Annotated in this window: 21 protein-coding genes, 1 pseudogene and 2 other annotated features; of the genes and pseudogenes, 14 read left to right on the forward strand and 8 right to left on the reverse strand. The window is 38.7% G+C overall.

Annotation, left to right across the window (positions count from 1 at the left end):
- Position 1 precedes the first annotated feature (1 nt).
- The 6 genes from MKX69_RS02985 to nhaC all read left to right on the forward strand — a co-directional run bounded on the left by MKX69_RS02985 (position 2) and on the right by nhaC (position 7,008).
- The gene (locus MKX69_RS02985) at positions 2-673 is read left to right on the forward strand and encodes an HAD family hydrolase (RefSeq protein ID WP_341008729.1); all 672 of its coding nucleotides are present in this window, start codon (positions 2-4) and stop codon (positions 671-673) included.
- Positions 674-749: 76 nt separating this feature from the next.
- Positions 750-983 (forward strand) — a binding site (T-box leader).
- Between the two features lie 42 nt (positions 984-1,025).
- Positions 1,026-1,264 (forward strand) — a binding site (T-box leader).
- 57 nt (positions 1,265-1,321) lie between these two features.
- The gene (locus tag MKX69_RS02990; protein ID WP_002293318.1) at positions 1,322-2,395 is read left to right on the forward strand and encodes a methionine ABC transporter ATP-binding protein; all 1,074 of its coding nucleotides are present in this window, start codon (positions 1,322-1,324) and stop codon (positions 2,393-2,395) included.
- Between the two features lies 1 nt (position 2,396).
- Positions 2,397-3,077 carry a methionine ABC transporter permease gene (locus MKX69_RS02995; RefSeq protein ID WP_002293786.1) on the forward strand — a complete coding sequence of 227 codons (681 nt, stop codon included), beginning with the start codon at positions 2,397-2,399 and terminating at the stop codon, positions 3,075-3,077.
- A 16-nt stretch (positions 3,078-3,093) separates the two neighbouring features.
- Entirely contained in the window at positions 3,094-3,933 is an 840-nt protein-coding gene (locus MKX69_RS03000) for a MetQ/NlpA family ABC transporter substrate-binding protein (protein ID WP_002319047.1), read from the forward strand.
- 30 nt (positions 3,934-3,963) lie between these two features.
- Positions 3,964-5,187: a M20 family metallopeptidase gene (locus tag MKX69_RS03005; RefSeq protein WP_002306090.1), complete on the forward strand. Its 1,224-nt coding sequence runs from the start codon at positions 3,964-3,966 to the stop codon at positions 5,185-5,187.
- Between the two features lie 402 nt (positions 5,188-5,589).
- Positions 5,590-7,008 carry a Na+/H+ antiporter NhaC gene (gene nhaC, locus MKX69_RS03010; RefSeq protein WP_002293307.1) on the forward strand — a complete coding sequence of 473 codons (1,419 nt, stop codon included), beginning with the start codon at positions 5,590-5,592 and terminating at the stop codon, positions 7,006-7,008.
- A 382-nt stretch (positions 7,009-7,390) separates the two neighbouring features.
- On the opposite strand, the gene MKX69_RS03015 is transcribed toward nhaC, so the two are convergent.
- Both MKX69_RS03015 and MKX69_RS03020 read right to left on the reverse strand, forming a co-directional pair.
- Positions 7,391-7,834: a DUF305 domain-containing protein gene (locus MKX69_RS03015; RefSeq protein ID WP_002299975.1), complete on the reverse strand. Its 444-nt coding sequence runs from the start codon at positions 7,832-7,834 to the stop codon at positions 7,391-7,393.
- Between the two features lie 215 nt (positions 7,835-8,049).
- A complete protein-coding gene (locus tag MKX69_RS03020; protein WP_002296179.1) occupies positions 8,050-9,390 on the reverse strand; it encodes an amino acid permease in 1,341 nt (446 codons plus the stop codon).
- Between the two features lie 268 nt (positions 9,391-9,658).
- Between MKX69_RS03020 and MKX69_RS03025 the strand changes: the two genes are divergently transcribed.
- Complete coding sequence (locus MKX69_RS03025) at positions 9,659-10,555, forward strand: hypothetical protein (protein WP_002323722.1); 897 nt, start codon at positions 9,659-9,661, stop codon at positions 10,553-10,555.
- A gap of 149 nt (positions 10,556-10,704) precedes the next feature.
- On the opposite strand, the gene MKX69_RS03030 is transcribed toward MKX69_RS03025, so the two are convergent.
- Positions 10,705-11,646 (reverse strand): 2-dehydropantoate 2-reductase, encoded by a 942-nt coding sequence (locus tag MKX69_RS03030; RefSeq protein WP_002296177.1) that lies wholly within the window; start codon positions 11,644-11,646, stop codon positions 10,705-10,707.
- 125 nt (positions 11,647-11,771) lie between these two features.
- On the opposite strand from MKX69_RS03030, the gene MKX69_RS03035 reads away from it, so the two are divergent.
- The 6 genes and pseudogenes from MKX69_RS03035 (at position 11,772) to MKX69_RS03060 (ending at position 19,422) form a co-directional block, all read left to right on the forward strand.
- Complete coding sequence (locus MKX69_RS03035; RefSeq protein ID WP_002289891.1) at positions 11,772-12,893, forward strand: glycerate kinase family protein; 1,122 nt, start codon at positions 11,772-11,774, stop codon at positions 12,891-12,893.
- Positions 12,894-13,150: 257 nt separating this feature from the next.
- Positions 13,151-14,660, forward strand: a pseudogene (gene eat(A), locus MKX69_RS03040) (ABC-F type ribosomal protection-like protein Eat(A)).
- 66 nt (positions 14,661-14,726) lie between these two features.
- A complete protein-coding gene (locus MKX69_RS03045; RefSeq protein WP_002296174.1) occupies positions 14,727-15,254 on the forward strand; it encodes a histidine phosphatase family protein in 528 nt (175 codons plus the stop codon).
- 211 nt (positions 15,255-15,465) lie between these two features.
- Complete coding sequence (locus tag MKX69_RS03050) at positions 15,466-16,527, forward strand: DUF871 domain-containing protein (protein WP_002299967.1); 1,062 nt, start codon at positions 15,466-15,468, stop codon at positions 16,525-16,527.
- A 2-nt stretch (positions 16,528-16,529) separates the two neighbouring features.
- Positions 16,530-17,426 (forward strand): N-acetylmuramic acid 6-phosphate etherase, encoded by an 897-nt coding sequence (gene murQ, locus MKX69_RS03055; RefSeq protein ID WP_002287094.1) that lies wholly within the window; start codon positions 16,530-16,532, stop codon positions 17,424-17,426.
- A 13-nt stretch (positions 17,427-17,439) separates the two neighbouring features.
- Positions 17,440-19,422 (forward strand): glucose PTS transporter subunit IIA, encoded by a 1,983-nt coding sequence (locus tag MKX69_RS03060; RefSeq protein ID WP_341008737.1) that lies wholly within the window; start codon positions 17,440-17,442, stop codon positions 19,420-19,422.
- 64 nt (positions 19,423-19,486) lie between these two features.
- On the opposite strand, the gene nrdI is transcribed toward MKX69_RS03060, so the two are convergent.
- Both nrdI and MKX69_RS03070 read right to left on the reverse strand, forming a co-directional pair.
- Positions 19,487-19,933, reverse strand: a complete 447-nt coding sequence (gene nrdI, locus MKX69_RS03065) for a class Ib ribonucleoside-diphosphate reductase assembly flavoprotein NrdI (RefSeq protein ID WP_002299965.1) — start codon at positions 19,931-19,933, stop codon at positions 19,487-19,489.
- A 150-nt stretch (positions 19,934-20,083) separates the two neighbouring features.
- Complete coding sequence (locus MKX69_RS03070; protein WP_002362389.1) at positions 20,084-21,043, reverse strand: IS30-like element IS6770 family transposase; 960 nt, start codon at positions 21,041-21,043, stop codon at positions 20,084-20,086.
- Between the two features lie 168 nt (positions 21,044-21,211).
- Between MKX69_RS03070 and MKX69_RS03075 the strand changes: the two genes are divergently transcribed.
- Complete coding sequence (locus tag MKX69_RS03075; protein ID WP_002287090.1) at positions 21,212-22,636, forward strand: basic amino acid/polyamine antiporter; 1,425 nt, start codon at positions 21,212-21,214, stop codon at positions 22,634-22,636.
- A gap of 180 nt (positions 22,637-22,816) precedes the next feature.
- On the opposite strand, the gene MKX69_RS03080 is transcribed toward MKX69_RS03075, so the two are convergent.
- The 3 genes from MKX69_RS03080 to MKX69_RS03090 all read right to left on the reverse strand — a co-directional run bounded on the left by MKX69_RS03080 (position 22,817) and on the right by MKX69_RS03090 (position 24,966).
- On the reverse strand, positions 22,817-23,590 hold the full coding sequence (locus MKX69_RS03080; protein ID WP_002287088.1) for an ABC transporter permease subunit: 774 nt from the start codon (positions 23,588-23,590) through the stop codon (positions 22,817-22,819).
- Positions 23,587-24,492: an ABC transporter ATP-binding protein gene (locus MKX69_RS03085; protein ID WP_002323718.1), complete on the reverse strand. Its 906-nt coding sequence runs from the start codon at positions 24,490-24,492 to the stop codon at positions 23,587-23,589. The genes MKX69_RS03080 and MKX69_RS03085 overlap by 4 nt, the downstream gene beginning before the upstream one ends.
- A gap of 153 nt (positions 24,493-24,645) precedes the next feature.
- The gene (locus MKX69_RS03090) at positions 24,646-24,966 is read right to left on the reverse strand and encodes a DMT family transporter (protein WP_341008745.1); all 321 of its coding nucleotides are present in this window, start codon (positions 24,964-24,966) and stop codon (positions 24,646-24,648) included.
- Between the last annotated feature and the right edge of the window lie 160 nt (positions 24,967-25,126).

Genomic DNA, 25,126 nt, shown 5'->3' on the forward strand with positions numbered 1-25,126 from the left:
GATGAAAGGTGCAATATTTGATTTAGATGGTTTGTTAGTTGACACAGAAAAAACGTATCGTGATGGCTGGCTTTGGGGATTTCAGCAATTTGATATCCATATCCCAAAAGAAATCGTTGACGCTTGGGGCGGAAAAAACTGGAAACAAAGTTTTGATATTTTAGTGAAAGCAGCAGGTAGCCCTGAAAAAGTACAGGAAGTCCGAGCGAAGCGTGAAGAATATTTTTATCAACAGCTGACCAGCGGAGCCATCCACTTAAAACCATATGCAAAAGAAATATTGGCAGACTTAAAAGAACGTCATATGAAACTAGGCATTGCTACGACCACTGTTACGAAAAGAGCAACAGATATCTTGGATCACTTTAAATTAGCTGATTACTTTGACACGTTTACATTCGGAGACGAAGTGTCGGAGAACAAGCCTTCACCGATTCTTTATCTGACAGCTTTGGAACGAACAGGATTAAAAGCTAGTTCAGCCTGTGCAGTGGAAGATTCTTTAGTAGGAGCAACAGCTGCTTCACGAGCAGGATTAGGCGTTGTTTTGATACCTGATTCCAGTTTTGTCCGAAATTATACCGTCGAAGAAAAGAAAAAATTGAAACTTCTTGCGGAAGGAAAAGATCTTCGAACTGTTATTGAAATGTTAGATAAAAAAACAGAAAAATAAATATAGAAAAAATAATTTGAATTTCGTGCTTGACTTTTCAGTTTTCCTCATGTAGATTAATCCCAACAACAAAATATCGATTTCGTTGAAAAGGAAAGTAAGTTTGGAAACTTTGCAGAGAGGCTCTGGCTGGTGAGAAGAGTCAAGTAAGAAAAGCTGAAAATGGCCTTGGAGAATAATTTGTCGATAAGTAGGCAAATTCGGAACTGTTCGACCGTTAAAACGAACGCCAATCTCTCTTTTTGAGATGTTGGGCTTGAGGGAAGGAAACTTCCGAAAAAAGGTGGTACCGCGATACGTCGTCCTTTTACTGACATAGTTTATGTTAGTAAAAGGATTTTTTTTTTGAATATTATTTGCATTGAAATGGTAAGTACGATAGAAGAACCTTTGACAGAGAGCTTCGGTAGCTGAGAAGAAGCAAGGAACGACTATTGGAAAATGGCCATCGAGCAATTCATCCCGAGCATAGATGTAAGGCGATGACGGCTGCGACCGATATCTTGCTAGAGTATGATCGTACTTGAAGAGGAGTTGTGTGTGAACACAGCTTGAACATGAGGTGGTAACACGCAAAAAAGCGTCCTCAAGAAAATGACATTGTCATTTTCTTGAGGACGCTTTTTTTTTAGATAAGGAGGAATTTTAATGATTGAATTGCGAGATGTTTCTGTATGTTTCAAACAAAAAGAAAAAGAGATCCAGGCAGTAGATTCTGTAGATTTAACGATTGAAAAAGGCGATGTTTATGGAATCGTTGGTTACTCAGGTGCAGGGAAAAGTACGTTAGTTCGTGTGATGAATTTGCTGCAGAAACCAACAGCAGGAGAAGTCATTGTCAATCAGACGAATTTGAGTCAGCTCTCTCCCAAAGAATTGCGAAAAGAAAGAAAGGCCATCGGTATGATCTTTCAGCATTTCAATCTAATGGAAAGCCGAACTATTTTTGACAACGTTGATTTTTCTTTAAAGTATTCTGGAAAATCGAAACAGGAACGTCGTCAAAAAGTGAATGAACTACTGGAACTTGTCGGTTTGGAAGAAAAAGCATCTGCTTATCCTAAACAACTGTCGGGGGGGCAAAAACAACGAGTAGCAATCGCACGAGCTTTGGCGAATGAACCTAAGGTATTATTATGTGATGAAGCAACCAGTGCACTTGATCCGAAAACGACCCTTCAGATCCTTGCATTGTTAAAAAAATTGAATCGCCAGTTAGGTTTAACAATCGTCCTGATCACTCATGAGATGCAAGTTGTCAAAGAAATCTGCAACAAGGTAGCGGTTATGGAAGATGGAAGAATCATTGAAAAAGGTAGCAGCATCCAGATCTTCAGCAATCCTGAAGAAGAATTGACCAAAGATTTTATTCGAACAGCTACTCATCTTGACCAAGCATTAGAAACGATCATTGCCCATTCTGCTTTTGCCGATCAGATCGCCAATAAATGGCTGGTGGAATTAAGTTATATTGGAAATCAGACGAACGAACCTCTAATCGCTCATCTGTACAGCAAATATCAAGTAACAGCGAATATTTTATATGGCAATGTAGAGTTATTACAAGAAACGCCGTTAGGGAGTTTGATCGTTACTTTAGCTGGAGAAACCAAACAGCGGCAAAAAGCATTGGATTATTTGATCAAATCTGGTGTAAAAATAAATATTTTACAAAAAAACGAATTAGATAGTCGTATCAAAGTGATCGAAGGAGGAAGATAAAATGACTGATTTCTTTAAAACATATTTACCCAATGTTTATTTGATTCCGGATGAATTTGTCGAAGCGACGAAGCAAACACTATATATGTCTTTTTGGACAGCATTCATTGGCGGGATGATCGGAATCATCTTAGGTGTGACGTTAGTAGTGACACGCCCTAATGGATTACTAGCTAACCGTCTGCTATTTGAAATACTTGATAAGCTGATCAATATCATTCGTTCCATCCCTTTCATTATCTTGCTTTCTCTTTTAGCATTGACTACTCGTTTCTTAGTTGGAACGACGATTGGTGCGAAAGCAGCTTTAGTGCCATTGATTTTTGGAGTTGTTCCGTTTTTTGCTCGTCAAATCGAGAACGCACTGCTAGAAGTTGATCCTGGGGTGATCGAAGCGGCAGAAGCGATGGGAACCAGTCCAATCGGTATTATTTTACGTGTGTATTTGTTAGAAGGTTTGCCTGGTATCATTCGGGTCTCGGCGTTGACTATCATCAACGTGATCGGACTGACTACCATGGCTGGAGCAGTAGGTGCAGGCGGATTAGGGAATCTTGCTATATCGAGAGGGTATAATCGATTCCAAACAGATGTAACGATTGTGGCTACATTATTGATTCTAATCTTAGTTTTTTTAAGTCAATTTATCAGTAATCAACTGATTAAAAAAATTACACATTGAAAGTGGAGGAGAAAAAATGAAAAAAATTATTCGTTTTGTAGTCATTACATTTGTAGCAATTATTTGGTTGGCAGGGTGTAGCCAAGGAAAAGCAGATACAACTGACAAAAAAGAAACTACCGTAAAACTAGGGATTATTGGAGAAGATACAGATGTATGGGACAACGTGAAAGACCGTTTGAAAAAGGAGAACATTAATTTGGAATACGTGAAATTTACAGATTACAATCAACCAAATGCGGCTTTAGCAGATGGATCGATTGATTTGAATTCTTTCCAACATCAATTCTTTTTAGACAATTACAATAAAGAACACGGAACTGATTTAGTATCGATCGGAAATACTGTCAATGCACCGCTGGGAATTTATTCTAACACTTTGAAGGATGTAGCTGATATCAAAGACGGAGCAAAAGTAGCAATCCCTAATGATGTTACAAATGGCGGCAGAGCTCTTCTGTTATTGCAAACTGCTGGATTGATCAAAGTGGATAAGGCAAAAGGACAAGCGCCCACTGTTTCTGATATTACCGAGAATAGAAAAAATCTAGACATTTCTGAATTAGATGCTTCCCAAACAGCACGTGCTTTGTCAGATGTAGACATTTCAGTGATCAATAGCGGTGTAGCTGTAGATGCTGGATTTAATCCTGCTTCTGATGCCATCTTCTTAGAACCAGTGGATGACCATGCACGTCCTTATGTGAATATCATCGTTGCAAGAAAAGAAGATGAAAAAAATAAAACGTATCAAAAAATAGTAGACGCTTATCAAACAGAAGACACAGTCAAAGTAATCGAGAAAACATCAAAAGGATCAAGCGTGCCTGCATGGGAAACATTCGGGAGAAAATAAGAAAAATGACTAGCATAGGAGGAATTTTTTATGACAACAACAATCTCAACAAACCAATTGAAGGATCTAATCCAATATCGTTTACCAGAATATCAAGCACTTGCTCTAGATATCCACGAACATCCTGAAGTAAGTAACTATGAGTTTTATTCCTCAGCAGCGTTGATTAAACAATTAGAAAAAGAAGGGTTTTGGGTAGAAAAAGAAGTAGCTGGACACCGAACAGCCTTTGATGCACGTTATATTTCCAATAAACCCGGTCCCACAATTGCCTTTTTGGCAGAATTCGATGCTTTACCAGGTATTGGTCATGCATGCGGGCATAATTTGTTTGGTACTTACTCCGTATTAGCCGCCAGCATAGTGAAGCAATTTATTGATGAAACTGGTGGAGAAATCCGTGTATATGGCACCCCAGGGGAAGAAGGGGGCGAGAACGGATCAGCTAAAGGCAGCTTTGTTCGAGAAGGTTTTTTTGAGGATGTCGATGTAGCGTTATGCGTCCATCCAGCTTTTCGTTATGGGAAAACGACAGAATCTTTAGCGAATGATCCAGTCGACATCAAATTTTACGGTGTCGCTTCCCATGCAGCAGCAGCACCTGAAAAAGGAGTAAATGCTTTGGAAGCATTGATCCAAGTGTTTAATGGAATCAACGCTCTACGCTTGCAATTGCCAAAAGATGTCAATATCCATGGGATCATTACAGACGGAGGAGTAGCTGCCAACGTCATTCCAGATTACGCTGCTGGACGTTTCTATTTACGTGCAGGAAATCGGCAAACATTAGATAAAGTATATGAAAAAGTGGAAAATATCGTACGAGGTGCTGCGATAAGTACGGGCACGACTTTTGAGTTTGGATTGTTCCAAAATGCAGTTGATGATGTCATCGTTACTCCTTCTTTTGATGACTTATTCTTCCAGCATGCAAAAGAAGCAGGTGTTCCAGATGAAGAAATAGAAACGGAACAAAGAACAAGTCTCGGTTCTTCTGATGTAGGAAATGTCAGCCAAGTCATACCAACAATCCAGCCTACGGTAGCAATCTCTGAGACATATATTGCCGGACACACAGAAGAATTCAAAGCTGCTGCTAAAAGTGACAAAGGCCTTGCTTCTATTGCGATTGCAGCAGAACTACTCGCCAATACAGCTCTTGATCTGTTGAAAGAGCCAAAGCTATTAGAAAGAATCAAGCAAGAACATCAAGAAATAGTAGCAAGAAAAAAACAAGAGGGTGCTACTTTCTAGTAAAAAATAAACTTGTGTGTGAAAGTTATAAAAATAATTTTCAGAAAAATGAAAAAATATTTTCTTTTTCATTGACAAATGATCTTATGGAAGGTAAACTTCATACAAGTCAACTTTTCACGCAGTAGCGGTTAGGTGTTTTGTTCAGAAAGTCGGTGGTCGCTGTGAACCGATCAAGCCTAATTGACGAATTACATGGAAAGTCCATACATTTGAATAAAAGTTTGAAAGTGAAAAACAGATCTGTTTTTAATTAAGGTGGTACCGCGGAGTCATTCGTCCTTAGTTTAAAACAGGTCTTTTTATTTTTGTAAAGGAGGAATCGCGGATGAATTGCGGCGGAGTAATCCGATATCTTAACTTTTTTAGAACATAAGAACAACTAAAAAAGGAGAGATTATCATGGGAAAAAAAGGAACACCAAGTTTTTTAGAAGCAACACTTGTATTAATGGTTATTGTTTTAGGCATTGCGATTGGCGTTGTCGGATTAAAGGTCTCACCTAATATCACGATCTTAGCAGCGATCGGAATGGTTATGTTGTATGCAGTGATAAAAAGATACCCGACAGATTGGCTGCACGAAGGAATCATCAATGGCATCAAACCAGGAATCATCCCAATCTTTATTTTTATTTTAGTCGGTTCATTGATTGCTGTATGGATACAAGCAGGGATCATTCCAACTCTAATGGTCATTGGGTTCAAATTGATCAGTGTCCAGTGGTTTGTCCCTTCTGTATTTGTTGTGTGTGCAATCGTAGGTAGCGCTGTAGGGAGTGCCTTTACTGTTATGTCAACGATTGGGATTGCATTTTTCGGTATTGGGACAACACTAGGCCTAAATCCAGCGCTGGTTGTTGGAGCTATTGTTTCAGGTGCCGTTTTTGGAGATAAGATGTCTCCATTATCCGAATCAACAAATCTAGCAGCAGCTATTGTTGATGCCGATTTGTTCAAACACATCAAGCATATGATGTGGTCAACTGTTCCGGCATTTGTTGTTTCTTTCTTTTTATTCATGATTTTAGGACACACAAGTAAAGCCGCAAGTCTTTCATCTATTCGTGAAGTGACTGATGTTCTAGAAGCAAACTTTACTATTTCAATCTGGTCACTGATTCCTTTATTTTTAATGTTACTGTGTGCATGGAAAAAGGTGCCGGCAATTTTGACGATTTTGTTGAATATCGCTGTAGCAGTAGGAATGATTTTTATTCAAAACCCACAAACTTCCTTAACGAAGTTGGCTGGGGTCATCGAATCAGGGTTTGTTTCAAATACTGGAAACCAACAAATCGATTCACTGCTTAGCCGCGGAGGAATCGAAAGTATGATGCCTACTGTGTCATTAATTATTCTAACTTTGTCATTAGGTGGATTGTTGATCGAATTTGGCTTGATCTCAACCGTGATGGAACGAGTATCAAGAAAGATGACGAACACACCAAAATTGATTTTTACAACATTGATGACAAGTATCGGAGTAAATATTTTTATTGGTGAACAATTCCTATCTGTTATTCTGCCTGGTAATGCATTTAAAGAAACTTATGAAAAAGCAGGATTTGATCCAACTGTATTAGGTAGAACGCTAGAAGATGGTGGAACAGTAATCAACTACTTAGTGCCTTGGGGAATTGCCGGAAGTTTCGTAGCAAGTACATTTGGTATTCCTACACTCACTTACTTGCCATTCGTATTTTTCAGTTTGCTTTCTCCTGTGTTTTCGATGGTCAGTGCCTTCACAGGTTGGGGAATCTCAAAAAAATTTGTGAAACCGCAAGAAGCAGTAAGCAAGACAGCGCAATTAGAACAATAAAAACATAAAAAGGGATTGTGACAAGACTTTTGTCACAATCCCTTTTTATGAATAAACGGTGTTCAATCAGCTGACCTGAGTATTAGCTCAAAAAATGGCAAAATATGAGGAACTATTTTGCCATTTGTCTCTCTAATACTCAGGTCAGAACGCTGATTTTACAACCTCTTAATAAACGGTGTTCAAAAGCTTGCATCTGCGGTAATAAGCCTAACCAAACGAAAAATAGGAGAAGCTATTTTTGTTTGGCTGTTCTTATTACTTGATGCAGGGCAGCTTTTTCACAACCCCTTATTCACGGTGTTCCAGAAGTAGCTTCTTCTTATTTCTTGAAGCTGATCACTTCTGGAACACCCTCTTTTTTTATTTGGACGGATAATGGTCATTCCATTTCTTTGATCATTTTTTTCATTTTGTCGATCTCTTCTTCTTGTGCCTGGATGATTTCTTCCGCTAATTTTTTTACTTCAGGATCTTTTAAATCAGCTCGTTTACTTGTCAGGATAGCGATAGAATGATGAGGAATCATGGCCTTCATCCAAGCTGTGTCGTTGACAGTAGTTTGGCTTCGTACCATAAACAAGGAACCGGCAAAAACAAGAAGACTAGCGGCTAAGATCATAACATTTATCTTTTTGTTTTCATACATTTTCCACATGAACAACAGCATGATGACTGCCATGACTGCACCCATCATCAACGCCATGAATACTCGTGTACGACTGAAGAAGATATGATCGAGCGCATAGACATTCAAGTACATCATACCAAACATAACTACCGTTGAAACACCGATCATCAACAAAAACTTCCAATACTTTTTCATTTAAAACAAACTCCTTTTTTTCATTCCTTTCTTCTATCATGTCATGAGCATGGAGAACAATCAATTATTTTGCACAGAGGGTTTTTGAACACCGTTTACCAAGAGGTCGTGAGACTGTTTATTCGGAAAAAGGAACTGCAACAATTTTTGTCGCAGCTCCTTTTTTCAATAGCTCTAGCTATTCAATATAAATAGAATAAAACTCTCTATTGGTTTCATTCATTCGTCAAGACGAACGCATCATTCTTTTTTTGATAACTGAAATAAATGAACAGGTAAAGCAGGCCAGTCAATACAGTTACCCCAATGGAGTTCGTGAACAGGATACCAAGGAAAATCAATCCTAAGACAGCTAATGCAAAAAAGCTGATTCCTTTATCCCATAATGTTCCTTTTCTTAGTGCCAGTACAAAGGATGCCGCGCTGATAATGATCCAGATCAATAATACTGTATACGAAAGGGAACCTGCCAGATAGCCAAATAATTTGTCACCGACAAAATAAGAAAGAGCTACGCCAAGATAAAGAACACTGGTACAAAATAAAACAGCACGTTGCGGTACTTGATGCTTGTTTAAAACAGCTAGTTTTCTAGAGGAACCTTTTCGATCCTTCAAACGAAAGAACAAAATTCTCGAAGATGCATACACACCCGAATTGATAGATGAGAACAAAGCAAGGACAATCACAAAATTGACGATATCCGCTGCAAATGGGATATTCATTTTTTCAAATACCATCACAAAAGGACTGACATTCGTACCTGCTAAAGTATTCCAAGGAAAAAGAATCAAAAGCAAAAACAAAGGAATGATGTAAAAGGAAATGATTCTTCCCATGACACCTTTGATTGCTTTAGGAATCGCACGTTTAGGATCATCTGCTTCGCTTACCGTGATAGCAATCAGTTCAGAACCGCCGTAAGAATAGATAACTACAAGCAAAGAACTGATGATTCCCTTCATACCATGAGGAGTAAACCCACCATGGTCAGTCAATTGCTGAAGGGTAGGGAAAACGCCTGTGCCCAACATTTGCTGACCGACAAGATAAGTAGCAAAAATGATCAGTAAGATAATGACACTGATTTTAGCAAAAGCCAGCCAATATTCTGTTTCTGCGAATAACCGTACCGAATAAAGATTGATGATCGTAGTCAAAACAGCCAACATAAAAACAAATACCCAGGCTGGAATGTGTGGGAACCACAACTGCAAAAAGGAAGCAGCTGCAACAGCTTCAGCGATGATATTGATAATCCACATAGACCAGTAGACCCAATCAGTAAAATCAGCAGAATGAGCACCTAGATAAGGGCGTATCAAACCGGATAATCCGTGATGCGTGTCGCCACCGCTTAAAACGATTTTTCCCAGACCTTTCATCACGATATATAAAATCAGTCCACCAATCAAAAAAGCAATCAATACAGAAGGGCCGGCGATCCCAATCGCTTCGCCACTTCCTTTAAATAGACCTGCACCGATTGCTCCACCTAAAGCTAACATGGTGATATGTCTGGAGCTAAGTTGTTTTTTCAATTTTTTATCTTCCATAAATGACCTCTTTCTTTTAAATTCACAATCAAAATTTATATTAAGAATAAATAGCAATATTTAACAATGACTAATGATAACAAATTTTCAGACAATTACAACTATTCAGAAAACTTTTAGGCGAATTTTAATAGAAGAATGATTTATTTCATCATATTTTCATACAAATGTTAAATTTTCATACAAATATAGGAAGCGTTTTACTGGCTTTTTACTATTTAAACAGGCTATCATAGGAAAAAGTGACAGAGAAAGTGAGGCGGAAAAGATGAACAAAAATGACGTACTGCTAGTTGCAAAAAATAAATCACTTTATTTTTTGCCTTCCATCCGCTCTTTAGATGTTTGGTCCGGAAAAGATTTACTACAGTCGGAATTCATTAAATCAGCTAGACAACAGTTGGCAAATTATCAGCTGATCGTTTTTTTAGATTATGGATTTGATATGGAGATGGCTCGACGCGTGCGCCCATTTACCAATGCAAAAATTGTGTTATTTTTTTGGAATCACTTCAAAGCAGAACACGAGGCGATGCTGAAGCAGGCACAAGATGAACCGGCAATCGATGAGATTTATCATTTTGATTTTTTGGAAGCAAAAGAACTTGGGCTGAAACATAATAGTTCATTTTATTCGAAACATATGGATTTTTCTTCTAGCGAACCAAAGACGGATCTATTTTTTGGTGCAACGAATAATGGGAGAAAAGAACGAGCAGAAAGCTATAAGCAGGAATTTATAAAAAGAGATGTTACGACCAACTATTTCATTCTTCCACATCGAGGGAATGAACAACCTGGATATCTTACTTATGAAGAGTACCTGAAAAAAACAGGGGAATCGCGCGGGATTCTGGAACTGTTGCGGGAGGGTCAGCAAGGAGTGACTTTGCGGACATTTGAATCTATGTATTTTCAAAAGAAACTAGTGACGGATAATCAAGCGATTGCTCATTATCATTTTTATCGTCCTGAAAATATTTTTTTGCTTCGAGAACGTGATTTAGATGAATTACCGGAATTTCTGCATACACCTTTTAAGCCAATCCCATCAGAGCTATTGGAATTTTATGATGCAGAAAATTGGGCAAAACGATTTATCACTAACGATTCCACTATTTATGAGCAATACGAATATGACCTCTCCTCTGTTGAAAATAAATAAAAAACCTATATTTTGAAGAGATTATGTACTGAAACAAACAAGCACAATTCTTATGGCATCATGAGAGTTGTGTTTTCTTTTTGATCTTTCATTGGGCTTAAAAAAAGAGAACCAGCTGCTGATCCAGCTGATTCTCATCAGAGAGCCTTTTATTCTGCGCCAAGGATTCCTTCTTTTGCATGGACTAATTGGGTCAAAAAGGCACAATATGGTGTAGCAATATCATATTTTTGTCCTTTTCGCCAAATGGCACCATTGATGTAGTCGATTTCAGTCAAACGATGGTTTTTGATCAGGTCTTGGTACATAGATGGGTAATGCAACCCGATGTTGTCAGGATCATAAGTAGAAGCAATATGTTGGTACACTTCTTCTTGATCTAGTATGATTCCTTCTTTTGCTGCGATAGAAGCAAATTCAGATACGATTGTTCGAACCATGCTCTCTGCCGCTTTTTGCGCGCCTAGTTCAGCAATATTACAATCCAAAATCGTGCATAAACCATTCAATGTTCCATTTACACAAGCTTTTCGCCAAATGGAATAACGAACGTTATGGCTATAGATCGGATTTAAATTTGCTTCTTGAAAGACTTCTACAACTTTTTTTGTAAATGCTTCGCCTTCTGGTTCCAAGTTCTCTAGTTCGATTTCTCCATCACCTAACAATGTGACTTTTCCGGGACCAGCTAGACCAGCTGTCCACATCGTGATCCCAAATAAGATATTTTTCTTTGGCACATATTTTTCCAGTACATCTTCATGACCTAATCCATTTAGTAAACACAAAACATAAGTATTGTCAGTAATAATGGATTGGATCGAACAAAACATATCATCTAATTGATTGGCTTTTGTTAATGCTACGATCAAGTCCACGTGTTCGTTGCTTTCGATGATTTCTTCTGGTGAATAGATTGGCAGTTTTGCGACCACTTCTTTACCGTTAAAGTCAGCAATCAACCCATTTGTACGAATGGCTTCAATGTGAGCAGGCCAACGATCGATCAAGAGGACCTCATTTCCGCTTTGATGTAGCATCAATCCGATTCGGCTGCCCATTGCTCCGGCCCCAGCTATTGCGATTTTCATGTTTTTTCTCTCCTTTATTCAATGAGTTCCCTTTTAGTATATAGAAAAATGGAAGAAAATAGCATTGTTTTGTTTGAAAAAAATGAAAAAAAGTGTCTTACTTAAGAAGAAAGTGAGGGATACAGATGGATATTTTGGCGGCAATTGATTCATTTAAAGGAAGTGCTTCTTCATTTGAACTAAATCAGGCAGTTCTAAATGGCTGGGAAGATCGTAAAGGAAGAAAAATCAATGTGCCGATTGCAGATGGCGGAGAAAATACTGCAGAAGCAATCTATTACGCGCTCAGGGGAACATGGCGTACCATTGATGGGATGGATCTCTTATTCCGTCAGCGAAAAATCAGCTATTTATTGACAACTTGGCAAGGAAAAAATACCGCAGTCATCGAATCTGCACAAGCATTGGGGTTAGATCTACTTGATAAACCAACGGATCAAACTATCCGACTTGCTTCCAGTTATGCCTTAGGAGAACTTATCAAAGATGCACTGCTTCAAGAAGTAGAACAAATTATTGTCACTTTAGGAGGAAGCGGGTGTAGCGATGGTGGTCTAGGATTACTCCAATCCTTGGGTGCTTCTTTAGAAGGGTACACAGAAGGAAATCCTTTATTATCTACTAAAAAACTTCATTTTGATCGAAGAAACGTTCTTGTTTCTAAAGTAAAATTGATTATCGCTGCAGATGTTACCAATCCATATACAGGTCAACAAGGAGCTGCTTGGCAATTTGGAAGACAAAAAGGAGGAATAGATACGACGCTAGCTTTCTTAGATAAACAAGCAGGAAAGATTGCTCAGCAAATAAAAGATTTCTGGGAGGTGGATTTAGATGATATTCCAGGAAGTGGAGCAGCAGGCGGTATTGGTGGAGCCCTTTTTTTGTTGGGAGCGAAGATGGTTTCTGGTTTCGATTTAGTCAGCCAAATCACTGGATTGGAAAAAAAGATCGAACAAGCAGATGTCATCATTACAGGAGAAGGGCGGATCGATCAGCAAACGATCCACGGAAAAGTTCCATACGGTGTAGCAGTGCTTGCAAAAAAATATCGAAAACCAATAATCGCTATTTGCGGAAGTAGAGACCAAGAGCTAGAAGGACTTTCTGATTTTCTCCCAATTGTCTTAAGTATTCATTTGGGTCCAATAGGTTTAGAAGAAGCAATGGAACACAGGCAAACATTAGAAAAAACAAAAATCTTAGGACAGACACTTAGCAGATTTTTCACCATCCTCCCGAAGTAGTTGACAAAATCATTTTCTTTATGCTATCGTAATTTCAAATATAGGACAAAGTGAGGGATCCGTGCATTGAAAAATTAAGTCGATTGATGAAAGCTGCATTCAGACTGTACCTTGTGGAGACAAGGAAGCAGTGTGCAGATTTTCGGGATTGGCTTGGTTTTTTCGATGTATGGGTCTTTTTGTGTGTATCCAACCCTTGCATCCTCTTTAGCCAGTTCTGAAAATAGGACTGGTCTTTTTTTACGAGGTGATGGAAAATGTCTAAAATCGAAATAAAAAATCTGACATTCGGCTACGACAGCCAAGGCACATTATTATTTGAACAAGCAAATCTAAATTTTGACACACAATGGTAACTAGGACTTATCGGACGAAACGGTCGAGGAAAGACAACTTTACTGAATATTCTACAAAACAAACTACCTTATCAAGGGCAAGTAATCCATCAGCAAGAATTTGTCTATTTCCCGCAACAGACAAAAGATAAAGAACGTTTAACCTATTACGTGTTAAATGATATTACGGATTTTGAGATATGGGAAATCGAAAGAGAGCTCCAATTGATGCAAACAGATCCTGAAATCTTATGGAGAGAATTCAGCACACTATCGGGGGCGAGAAGACAAAAGTCCTACTGGCACTTTTATTTGTGGATGACACTCATTTCCCGTTAATCGATGAACCAACGAATCATTTGGATATCTCTGGTAGAAAACAAGTAGCGGCTTATTTGAAAAAGAAAAAACAAGGCTTCATCGTGGTCAGCCATGACCGGGGATTTATCGATGAAGTAGTGGACCATGTTTTAGCAATCGAAAAAAGTCAACTGGAACTTTATCAAGGGAATTTCTCTATCTATGAAGAACAGAAAAAACTTCGTGATGAATTTGAAATGGCTCAAAATGAAAAATTGAAAAAAGAAGTCAGTAGGCTAAAGAAAACAGCAGCTGAAAAAGCCGAATGGTCTCGTTCCCGAGAAGGAGATAAAACAAAGAAACAAGTCGGATTCATCGATACTGAATCTAGACGAGTGAATAAAGGAGCAGTGGGTGCTGATGCTGCACGGACGATGAAACGATCCAAAGCAATCGTGAATCGGATGGAGACCCAGATCAGCGAGAAAGAAAAACTATTAAAAGATATCGAATATATCGATTCTTTGACGATGAATAGCCAAGCGTCTCACCATAAGCGACTTTTAAGCGTAGAAGATCTTCAATTAGGGTATGAAAATCTGTTATTCGAGCCAATTCATTTTACAATCGAGCCTCATCAGCGGGTGGCGATTTCAGGTCCTAACGGTGCAGGAAAGTCATCCATTATCCATTATCTTCTGGGGGCATTCAACGGCAAGGTTATAGGAGAAAAATCCCAGCCAAAACATCTGAGCATTAGTTATGTACGCCAAAATTATGAAGACAATCGAGGAACGTTGGCGGAATTTGCAGAGAAAAACCAAGTAGACTACCAAGCATTTTTGAACAACCTCCGAAAGCTTGGGATGGAAAGAGATGTTTTTCATAACAAGATCGAGCAGATGAGTATGGGCCAACGGAAAAAAGTGGAATTGGCTAAATCTTTATCACAGCCAGCTGAACTATATATATATATATATGGGATGAACCATTGAATTATTTGGATGTCTTCAATCAAGAACAATTAGAACAACTGATCTTGAACGTGAAACCTGCCATATTACTAGTGGAACATGATCAAACCTTCCTGGATAAAGTATCTACTGAGATTATTTCTCTTGAGAAAATCTAACCCTTGTAATCTCAAGAACAACAAGGTATGGTTAAGGGGAACTTTGCCAACGAAGGAGAGAATCACATGCTTTATGTAACGAGACACGGAGAAACAACTTGGAACGCACAAGGATTAGTTTGCGGACGGGCAGATGTGCCGCTGACTGAAAAAGGACAGATGCAGGCACAGAAACTAGCAGAAAAGGTAGTAGATTTGCCTGTTCCAATCACGAAAATCATCCATTCCCCTCTTCAACGAGCAAGAGATACAGCACAAGCAGTTGCTGATCGTCTCAGCTTGCCGCTGACGGTTGATGAACGATTGGTAGAAATGGATTTTGGGGATTATGATGGACTGCCAAGCAAAGATGAGAACTTTCAAAAAGCACGTTTAGCGTTCGCTGTACGATTCCCAAATGGGGAGTCAGTCTTAGATGTGTATGCACGGATCGTTCCTTTATTGAAAGAATGCATCGAAGACGAAGAAAATGTCTATCTGTTAGTTTGCCATAATGCCTTGATAAGAGTGATCAATGCTTATTTTCATCCGATGCCTAATGAGGGGTTCTTTACATTCATGGTAGATAATACAGAATTGGTTTCTTATGAGTAATTATGTTTTTGTGTTATTTAAATAAAATATTTCAAGGCACTGCTTTTGCTTAGCAGTGCCTTTTTTTAGGTTATGACAATTCTTTTGGTAATATAAACTCAACTTTCAGAAATGAAATTTAATTATTTTAATAAAAGTATTGAAATTTTGTTTCTTTAGATATATACTCTAGTCATAGAAATGAAGACGGATACAGAAAAAGAGGGATAATATGTTTGGCTTTTCAATATTTATGAACGATTCTTTGTCAGAAGAGAAGAAACAGTATATCCGCCAAATGGCATCCAATGGCTTTGTCGGTATTTTCACTTCCATGCATATACCAGAAGATGATGTTTCGGCATATCAAAAGCGATTGATCGAACTAGGAAGCGAAGCGAAAAAGAATAAACTAGAATTGATGGTCGATATTTCAGGAGAGGCATTGGAACGAGCGGGTTTTTCATTAGAAGATCTAACGCCTTTGAAAGCAATTGGTGTAACAGGTTTAAGAATGGATTATCATATTTCCAATCAGCAGATTGCCGACTGGTCACATCAATTGAAAATCAGTTTGAATGCTAGCACGATCACGCCTAAAGATATCGATGAATTGAAAGAAGCAGAAGCTGATTTCTCACAGATTGAAGCTTGGCATAATTATTATCCACGTCCCGAAACAGGGCTGGACAAAGAATGGTATCAGAAAAAAAATCAATGGCTCAAAATTCAAGGTCTCCTTGTCCAAGGTTTTGTACCAGGAGACACAGAGTTGAGAGGCCCACTATATCAAGGATTGCCGACTTTGGAAGAACATCGCGGGGTCCATCCTCTTGCAGGCGCTCTAGATCTATTAGCAAGTAACACGGATATTGTTTACATCGGAGATGCAGGTCTGTCAGAAAACGTTCAGGAGCAATTTGCTTCTTTCCAAAAAGAACAGACAGTCTTGCTCCATACGGAACCTGTAGATGAAGAATTTTACGAATATATATTAGGGAAGCATACGAATCGGCAAGACGATGCAAGAGATGTCATACGAAGCGCAGATGCACGTTTTCGAGAGATTCCGTCTATCCCAGCAAGAAATACAGCTACGCGTATGAAAGGGTCTATTACTTTAGATAACGAAAAGTATTTGCGCTATATGGGTGAGATCCAATTAACTAAATATGATTTGCCAGCGGATGAAAAAGTGAATGTAGTAGCCAAAGTTATCAAAGAAGAGCTACCATTGATCAACCAAATCAAAGCTGGTATGAACTATCAATTTATAAGAAAAGAAGGAAGATAAAAATGAGCAAAATCAATTTAGAGAACCTAACAACGGAACGCAGAAACCAAGAAACTTTTGGATTAGATGAGATGAGTATTTCTCAAGCCGTTCAACTAATGAACAAAGAAGATCAGAAAGTGGCCGCTGCGGTTGAAAAAGAACTGACAAGTATCGAACCAGTGATTGCTAACACGATTGAATCCTTTAAAAAAGGTGGACGTCTGATTTATATGGGAGCCGGAACAAGTGGAAGACTAGGTGTGTTAGATGCTGCTGAATGCGTACCGACATTCGGTGTAGAACCGGAAATGGTCATAGGTCTAATTGCTGGTGGAGAAGAAGCAATGACTGTAGCTGTCGAAGGTGCCGAGGATTCTTATGAGCTAGGGCAAGAAGATCTAATCAAGCTGAATTTGACAAAAAATGATATAGTTATTGGTATCGCAGCTAGCGGTCGTACACCATATGTGATCGGTGGATTAGATTACGCAAAATCGATCGGTGCTGTCACAGGAACGATTTCTTGCAATAAACAAGCCGAAATCAGTAAACACGCGGATTTCCCAATCGAAGTCGATGCAGGTCCAGAATTTTTGACAGGCTCTACTCGATTGAAGTCAGGAACAGCACAAAAACTGATCTTGAATATGATTTCTACTATCAGTATGATTGGTATAGGTAAAGTATTCAATAACTTGATGGTCGATGTCAAACCAACAAATGAAAAACTAATCGAACGCTCAAAACGAATCATCATGCAAGCGACAGAAGCTGATTACGAAACAGCTGAAAAGTACTTTGAAGAAGCAGATCAAAATGTTAAGCTGGCTATCGTCATGATTTTGACAAATAGTGATAAAGAGGAAGCTCAAGCAAAATTAGCTGAAGCAAACGGATTTGTAAAAGGGACCTTATGAGGGGGAAAAGACCATGGCAAAAAACGAACTGACTTTGGAAGAACTGGCAAAACAAATTTATAAAGGGGCAGGCGGTATGGGCAATGTAGAAAGCATTGTCCACTGCATGACTCGTGTGCGTATGAAGATCATCAATGATGATCTTGTAAATGTCTCTGAATTAAAAGCGATTCCAGGAGTGCTTGGTGTAGTAGAAGATGAACAGCTTCAAGTCATCATCGGACCTGGGAAAGTGAACAAAGTAGCACAGCAAATGGTTGATTTGGCAGGCGTGAAATTAGGAGAAAAACTTCCTTCTGTAAGTGCAGCTACAGCAAATTCATCAGCGTCTGGAAAAGACCGTGTAAACGAACGGGCACAAGAAATGAAAGCGGCACAAAAATCGAAACAAAAACCATCTAAAATCAAATCGGTATTAAAAGACATTTCTAATATCTTTGTGCCAATGATTCCTGCATTTGTCGGTACTGGGATCGTGGCAGGGATTGCCGCAGTTTTAGCAAACTTAGTCACAGCCGGAACACTTGATGCAGCAACATGGCAACAATATATCGATGTGATGAACATCTTGAAAAACGGGATGTTTAGCTACCTAGTTATCTATACAGGTATCAATGCTGCACAAGTTTTTGGTGCAACACCAACTCTTGGTGGAGTTATCGGGGCCGTTGTGATGCTGACAGGGATGAATCCGGAAGCACCACTGAAAAACTTATTTACTGGTGAAGCTCTTGCAGCTGGACAAGGTGGGATCTTAGGTGTCATCTTTGCTGTTTGGCTATTGTCAATCGTTGAGAAAAAACTGCATAAAGTAGTACCTGATGCGGTAGATATCATCGTTACACCAACTCTTTCATTGATTGCCATCGGTCTGATTGAAATTTTCTTCATCATGCCTTTAGCAGGTTTCATTTCTGATGGCATGGTCGGTGGGATCAACTGGGTACTTGGCGTTGGTGGAGCATTTGCCGGCTTCGTTCTAGGCACATTATTCTTGCCGATGGTTATGTTCGGACTGCATCAAATTTTGACTCCAATCCATGTGCAAATGATTGATGAAACTGGTCGTACGCTATTGCTTCCAATTCTTGCGATGGCTGGTGCAGGACAAGTGGGTGCAGCATTGGCATTATGGATTCGCTGCAAAAAAGATAAAGAATTAACAGAAATGATCAAAGGAGCTTTACCAGTCGGGATCCTAGGAATCGGCGAACCATTGATTTACGGAGTAACATTACCTCTAGGACGCCCATTTATTACTGCTTGTATCGGTGGAGGTATCGGCGGGGCAGTGATCGGAATGATCGGAAATGTCGGGGCTATCGCTATTGGACCTTCAGGAGCCGCTTTGATCCCATTGATCTCTGACGGTAAATGGTTAGGCTACATCCTTGGATTATTGGCAGCTTATGCTGGTGGCTTCGTTGCTACATTCTTCTTCGGTATTCCTAAAGACCGTTTAGAAAAAGAAGAATTAGCGACTGAAACAGCCACAGTAAATGAAGTGCCTGAAAAAGCAGTACCTCAAACTTCAGCTGAAAGTGTGACTATCCTCTCATCAGTTGCTGACGGAACAGTTGTTTCTTTAGATAAAGCAAGTGATCCAGTTTTTGCACAAAAGATGATGGGTGAAGGCTACTTTGTAGAACCAGAAAACGGACATATCTATTCTCCAGTTACTGGGGTAGTCAGTTCTGTCTTCCCAACGAAACACGCTATTGGGATCACAACGCCAAATGGTTTAGAAATCTTGCTTCATATGGGAATCAACACAGTTGACTTAGGCGGTACGCCATTTGATGTGAAAGTAACAGAAGGGCAGCAAGTGACACCTGATACGCTTGTAGCAGAAGCTGACTTAGAAGCGATCAAAGCAGCAGGCAAAGAAACATCCATGATCGTCTTGGTAACCAATATGGATCGTGTAAAAAACTTTGTCTTGGAAAAAACAGGTAAAGCAAAAGCAAAAGCACATGTGATGGATGTCAAAGCTTAATATGATAGAAACAATAGAAACGAAAGAAGAAGCTGAAATCTATTTTTCAGCTTCTTCTTTTTTATTATTTATTGTTTTCTGCTAAAATCTGATAAATTCGTGTCACATCAGATGGTGTTCCCCGTAATTCATAATCTGCCAAGAAAGGAAAGCCAAATGTTTGTGCATATTGTTTGGCTGTTAGACAATACTGATTATTGAAGTTTTTATTCCCGCTACCGACTACACCAAGACAAAGTTTATGATTGTGTTCATGTTCCAGATATTCACGCATCGTTTCGGTCAAGATTTCTGTATCACCGTTATCTAAACCATTTCCGCCGTCTAAATAAGTAGGAACGAAAGTAAAAAATGGTTCTGTTTCTTTCGTAAAATCACTATTTTCATGGATTTCTTTTAAAGTAACTTCAGGATTGACAGGATCTTCTGCATGCATTTTTTCAGCATATTCTGCTAGATGTTTGGCAAAGGCACGCGTATTTCCTGAAATCGATATATATAAAATGTTCATGGATCATCCCCCAATTCTTTCCTTTTAGTATAGCATCTTTTTTAAGTTTTTTGGTGGTGTAATTTGGAAAGGGACTAGGCGCTTTGCTTGTATAATGAGAAAAAAGCCGGTAGAATTATATTTCTATTAAAGTTTTTATTATATGATTTGTCAAATTAAGCTAGAATAAAATGCTTCTTGTACATAGCTCAAAAATATTTCGATTGGTGTTCTGTAATTCAATGATTTTCTTGGAATATGATTACGTTGATTGCTGACACTGGAAATAAATGTCTGATTCACTTCTCTAAAATCCATTGATTTCGGCAGTCCATTACGACGCAGAATCCCGTTAGAATTCTCGTTTAATGGGCGTTGAGAAGGTGTTCCAGGGTCCGCAAAATATATATCAATATCATGTTGGTTACTAATGGCTTTCCAGTTAGAAAATTCTTTTCCACAGTCAAACGTAATAGATTTAAAGAAGTTTTTAGGGAAGCGAGAAAACCATTGATTAAGGGCAGTTTCAATATCTAATGCCTTACGGCCGTTGGGTTTAATCGTGATAATGACTTTAGATAATCTTTCAACTAAAGTAATGACGGCACTTTTATGATGAATGCCAACGATCGTATCACCTTCAAGGTGACCAAACTCAGAATTGAAATCAGGATAATTATCAGGTCGATCATGGATTGAGCGCTGATACTGTTGTTTTCCCCGTTTTTCCTGATGGCCATTGGGTTTTCTTTTACCTTTCATCGGTAGTGTGTCAATATCAAATATTCCTTTAGAAAATAAACGATAAAGTGTTCTCATACCGCATGAAACAGGCCTTTCTTTTCGCCCGATAATGACGTCAGGCGTCCAACCAAGAGTGACTTTCTCTTTAATGTAATCTACTTCATGAGCAGGTAATTGAATGACTTTTCTCCCACATTTTTTCTTATTTTCTTTATACTGGTGCCAATAATCAAGAGCAGTCTTGCCTTGGTTGAACTTATTGACTACACTATAAATAGTTTGTATAGCACGTCCCATTCGGTTAGCGATTTCAACCGGCTTATTATGTTGAAGATAATATGATTCTATCATTGTCAGTTCGTCTATGGTAAGATGTTTGTAGGTCATTTATGGTTACACTCCTTTGTTTTCTTTCGTCGGAAATACAATTTGAGTGTACCATAAATGCCTTTTTATTTTTCTAACTTAATTTTACAATTCGCGTTAATTAAGTAAAAATAAAAAAGGTTTGTTATACTTTTTGATAAAAGCGGTTTTATTTTGGAGGATGCTTACATGGATACAGAGCAACAGAAAAAAGGAATTGGTTTAATTCCACTTGCTGCCTTAGTAATTGGTTCAGCGATTGGAGGTGGCGTATTTGGTATTATGACGGACATCTCCGGATCGGCTGGCGGCCCAGCTATTTTCAGTTGGGTACTCGTAGGAACAGCAATGTTGATGCTCTCCTTATCGATCAATAATATCAATAAAAAACGTCCAGATTTAAAAGGCGGGATCTTTAGTTACGCAGAAGAAGGTTTTGGCCGTTTCGCTGGTTTTATCAGCGGTTGGGGTTACTGGCTCACATGCTGGTTAGGCAACGTAGCTTTTGCAACATTGTTGATGAGCGCATTAGGATATTTCTTCCCAGTATTTGAAGGTGGGCAAAATCTGGCATCGATCGTGATGAGTACAGTCTTTTTATGGGGATATGCATGGCTAGTGAATCGGGGAGTCGAAAATGCTAGTTTCGTCAATGCTATCGTCACATTCTGTAAATTAGTGCCATTATTTTTATTTATTGTAGTAGCTATCAGCACGTTTTCGATCCAACAATTCATTGATAACTTTTCTAGCGACATTATATTGAATGCGAATGGACAGCCGATCCCGTTTTCCAGTCAAGTATTGAGTTGCATCATGGTGATGCTTTGGGTATTTGTTGGTATTGAAGGAGCCTCTGTCGTAGGTTCACGAGCAAAAAAACAATCAGATGTTGGGAAAGCAACGATTCTAGGGATATTCGGCTTGATTATTATTTACGTCTTGGTTTCCATGCTTCCATATGGGACAATGACGATGAATCAGCTGCAAACGATCAAGGCGCAGCCTGCTATGGGCTATGTGTTTGAAATGATGGTTGGTAAATGGGGAGCAGTCGTGATCAACGGCGGTTTGATCATTTCTTTAGTTGGTGTTTGGCTCTCATGGACGATCTTACCGATTGAAACAATGGGAAACATGGCTGAAGACGGACTTTTGCCTAAAGCATGGGGAAAACTCAACAAAAATGGGGCACCAACTTATGCTATCGTATTGACGACGTTATGTACGAATGTCTTTTTACTTTCATTATTATTCACTGACAGTGCTTATAACTTTGCTTACACACTTGGTACAGCAGCTATTTTCTTCACGTGGCTTTTCTTAGGATTGTACCAAATGAAACTTTCTTATCAGCGGAAAGAATGGGTCCAATTTTTAGTAGGGCTTTTAGCAAGTGCCTTTCAAGTATGGGCTATGCTAGTCGTAGCCTTTAATGAAGTAATGCTTGTTCTTGTTCTTTTCTTGCCAGGCATTTATTTTTATCTCAAAGCACGTAAGGAGCAAAACGAGCCTGTACAACATATCCACTTAGATAAGATTTTACTTATAGGTGTGACGATGGTCGGAGTGATTGCAATGGTTTTATTTGCCACTGGGATGCTTCACGTATAGAAGTATAAAAGAAGTATAAAGAGAGGTTGTGAGCCTGTCGTTTATTCAAAAACATACTAGGAAAGGAGCTGTGACAAAAATGTTGTCACAGCTCCTTTTTCAGAATAAACGGTGTTTAAGAGACAGCCAATCGGCAATAAGGCTGAACGGCTCTTTCACAACCTCTTTTTTGATGAGTCATCATACATTTTTTCGCTTAAATACGAGATATCCTAATGCTAAGAACAAAACGATGTAAGCTAAATTACCGAACAGCATTTGATTAGTAGAAAGATGAGTCAATTGCTTCATGATCTCTTCGTTTCCAATTTGGTTTTGCAGATTCAACATACTGATCGGATTCCATTTGATCCACTCCCATTTTTGGATGAGTGCGATAAGGATACCAGATATGATTGACGAAGCAAAATAAAAGACGATTCCTGCTGAGATGGATGCACCGGAACTATTGATAAAGCAAGCAATCATCAACACTAAACTTAAAATCAGCCATAAACCGATATAACTACCCAAAGTATAAGTGAACAAGCTTTGGATCAGTGTTTGACCAGTAGAAACCTTCTCCGTGAAGGAAATCGAAGGGAAAAGAATCAGTTTCATCAACACAGTGACAATAATAGCTAAAAGGTATAAATAAACAGAATAAATAACTAATGTGATCCATTTGCTTACTAATATTTCTCCTCGAGAATACTTTCGATAAAGGAGATTTTTCAATGTACCATATTGTGCTTCCATCGAAATGATCGTGCTTGCAGCTGCAATCATGATAAAGACAATCCAAGATGTGGCACTAAAAAGCTGAGCAGTCATTTCAACTGGATCAATGATCGTCGTGTATTTTTTGGCTAGAAGTGCTGTTCCTATGAGCAAAACAACTAATAGAACAGATAAAACAGCAGTTGACTTTTTCTTGATCAATTTAAATAATTCTTGTTTTACAAGCAATGTCATTTTTCTTCTTCCCCCTTTACTGAATCCAGAATTTCCAATAGAGAAGATTCCAAATCATTCGTCAGATGCTGGACGTCTGTCACATGGATATTTTGTGCAGACAATAACTGGATCACGGTTCCTAATAATTCTTCGTTTTCTTTTAAAAGCTTGATTTTATCAGAATCTTCCAAAGTATATCCAGCTTCTGTCAAGATCGTTCGAGCAGCTAGATCATTCGTTGTAGAGATAATGATGAAATCTTGCGCTGCTTGGTTCAATTCAGCCATTGTACATTGCTTGATGATCTTTCCTTGATTGATCAGGATCAGCTCATCCACCATTTTTTCAAGCTCACTGAGTAAGTGACTGGAGATCAAGAAAGAGGTGCCTTGAGTAGCCAAGTCGGTAATGATTTTTCGCACATCTCTTGTTGCTTGTGGATCCAACCCGTTCATCGGTTCATCTAAAATAACGATAGAAGGATGGTTCAGTAAGGCAAGAGCAATCCCTAGCTTTTGTTTCATTCCCAACGAGTAAGATTTCGCTTTTTTGTGAATGTACTTTTCCATCTTGAGCTGATTCACGATAGTATCGATAGCAGATACATCGTTTGTTTCAGAGAATAACTTCAGATGATCATAGCCTGTTAAGAATGGGTAGATACCCGGATATTCGATCAATGCTCCTACTTGTTCCAACCCTTTATGACTAGAGGGAGAAATCTCATTTTCACCAATACGGATTGTTCCATCTGAGTAATGGATCAGTCCTAAAATAGCTTTCATGATCGTTGTTTTTCCAGCGCCATTAGGACCTACTAATCCAACGATTTTGCCAGGAGATAAGTTAAAACTGACATCGCTGAGGGCTTGTTTGTGACCAAAGTTCTTGGATAATTCTTGGACCGAAAGACTTTTCAAAAATATTCACTCCTTTTCTATAGATAGTACAAGCATACACCTGATGTGTGGAGAAGTCGCTAGGTCATTGGACTTATTTCTTATTTTTTCATAAAAAAATTGAATATTAAATAAAAAGGCTTATTTTTTCTGATCAGTACTTATTCCAAGTGTCTAGTGGCCGCTAGTAATCTTGATGCCAATGATACTGATGAGTAGCATCCCCACAAAGAACCAAGTGGAAAGATTCAGCTTATCATGAAACAAGACCACACCAATTATGACCGAACCAACTGCGCCAATCCCTGTCCAGATAGTATAAGAGAGACTCATCGGCAAACTTTTGATTGCCTTTGATAAAAAGTAAAAACTAGCAATCATTCCAATCACTGTGTAAAAAGAATAATTGATTTTAGAAAAACCATCACTCCATTTCATCATCGTTGACCAGAATACTTCCAAAATTCCTGCTATGATTAATTCCATCCATGCCATACATACGTTCCTCCTTCAATATAAAAAATACACAAAAAGAGGAGAATCATCCCTTCAAAGACCTAATGGAATGATCATCCTCTTTTTTACTACCCGGTGGCAGATCGTATATCTTTTTCTGTAGTATAGCACACCTATCCAGATATCGGCAATCTCATAC

The sequence above is a fragment of the Enterococcus sp. FSL R5-0957 genome, assembly GCF_038008005.1.
Taxonomy (GTDB): domain Bacteria; phylum Bacillota; class Bacilli; order Lactobacillales; family Enterococcaceae; genus Enterococcus_B; species Enterococcus_B faecium.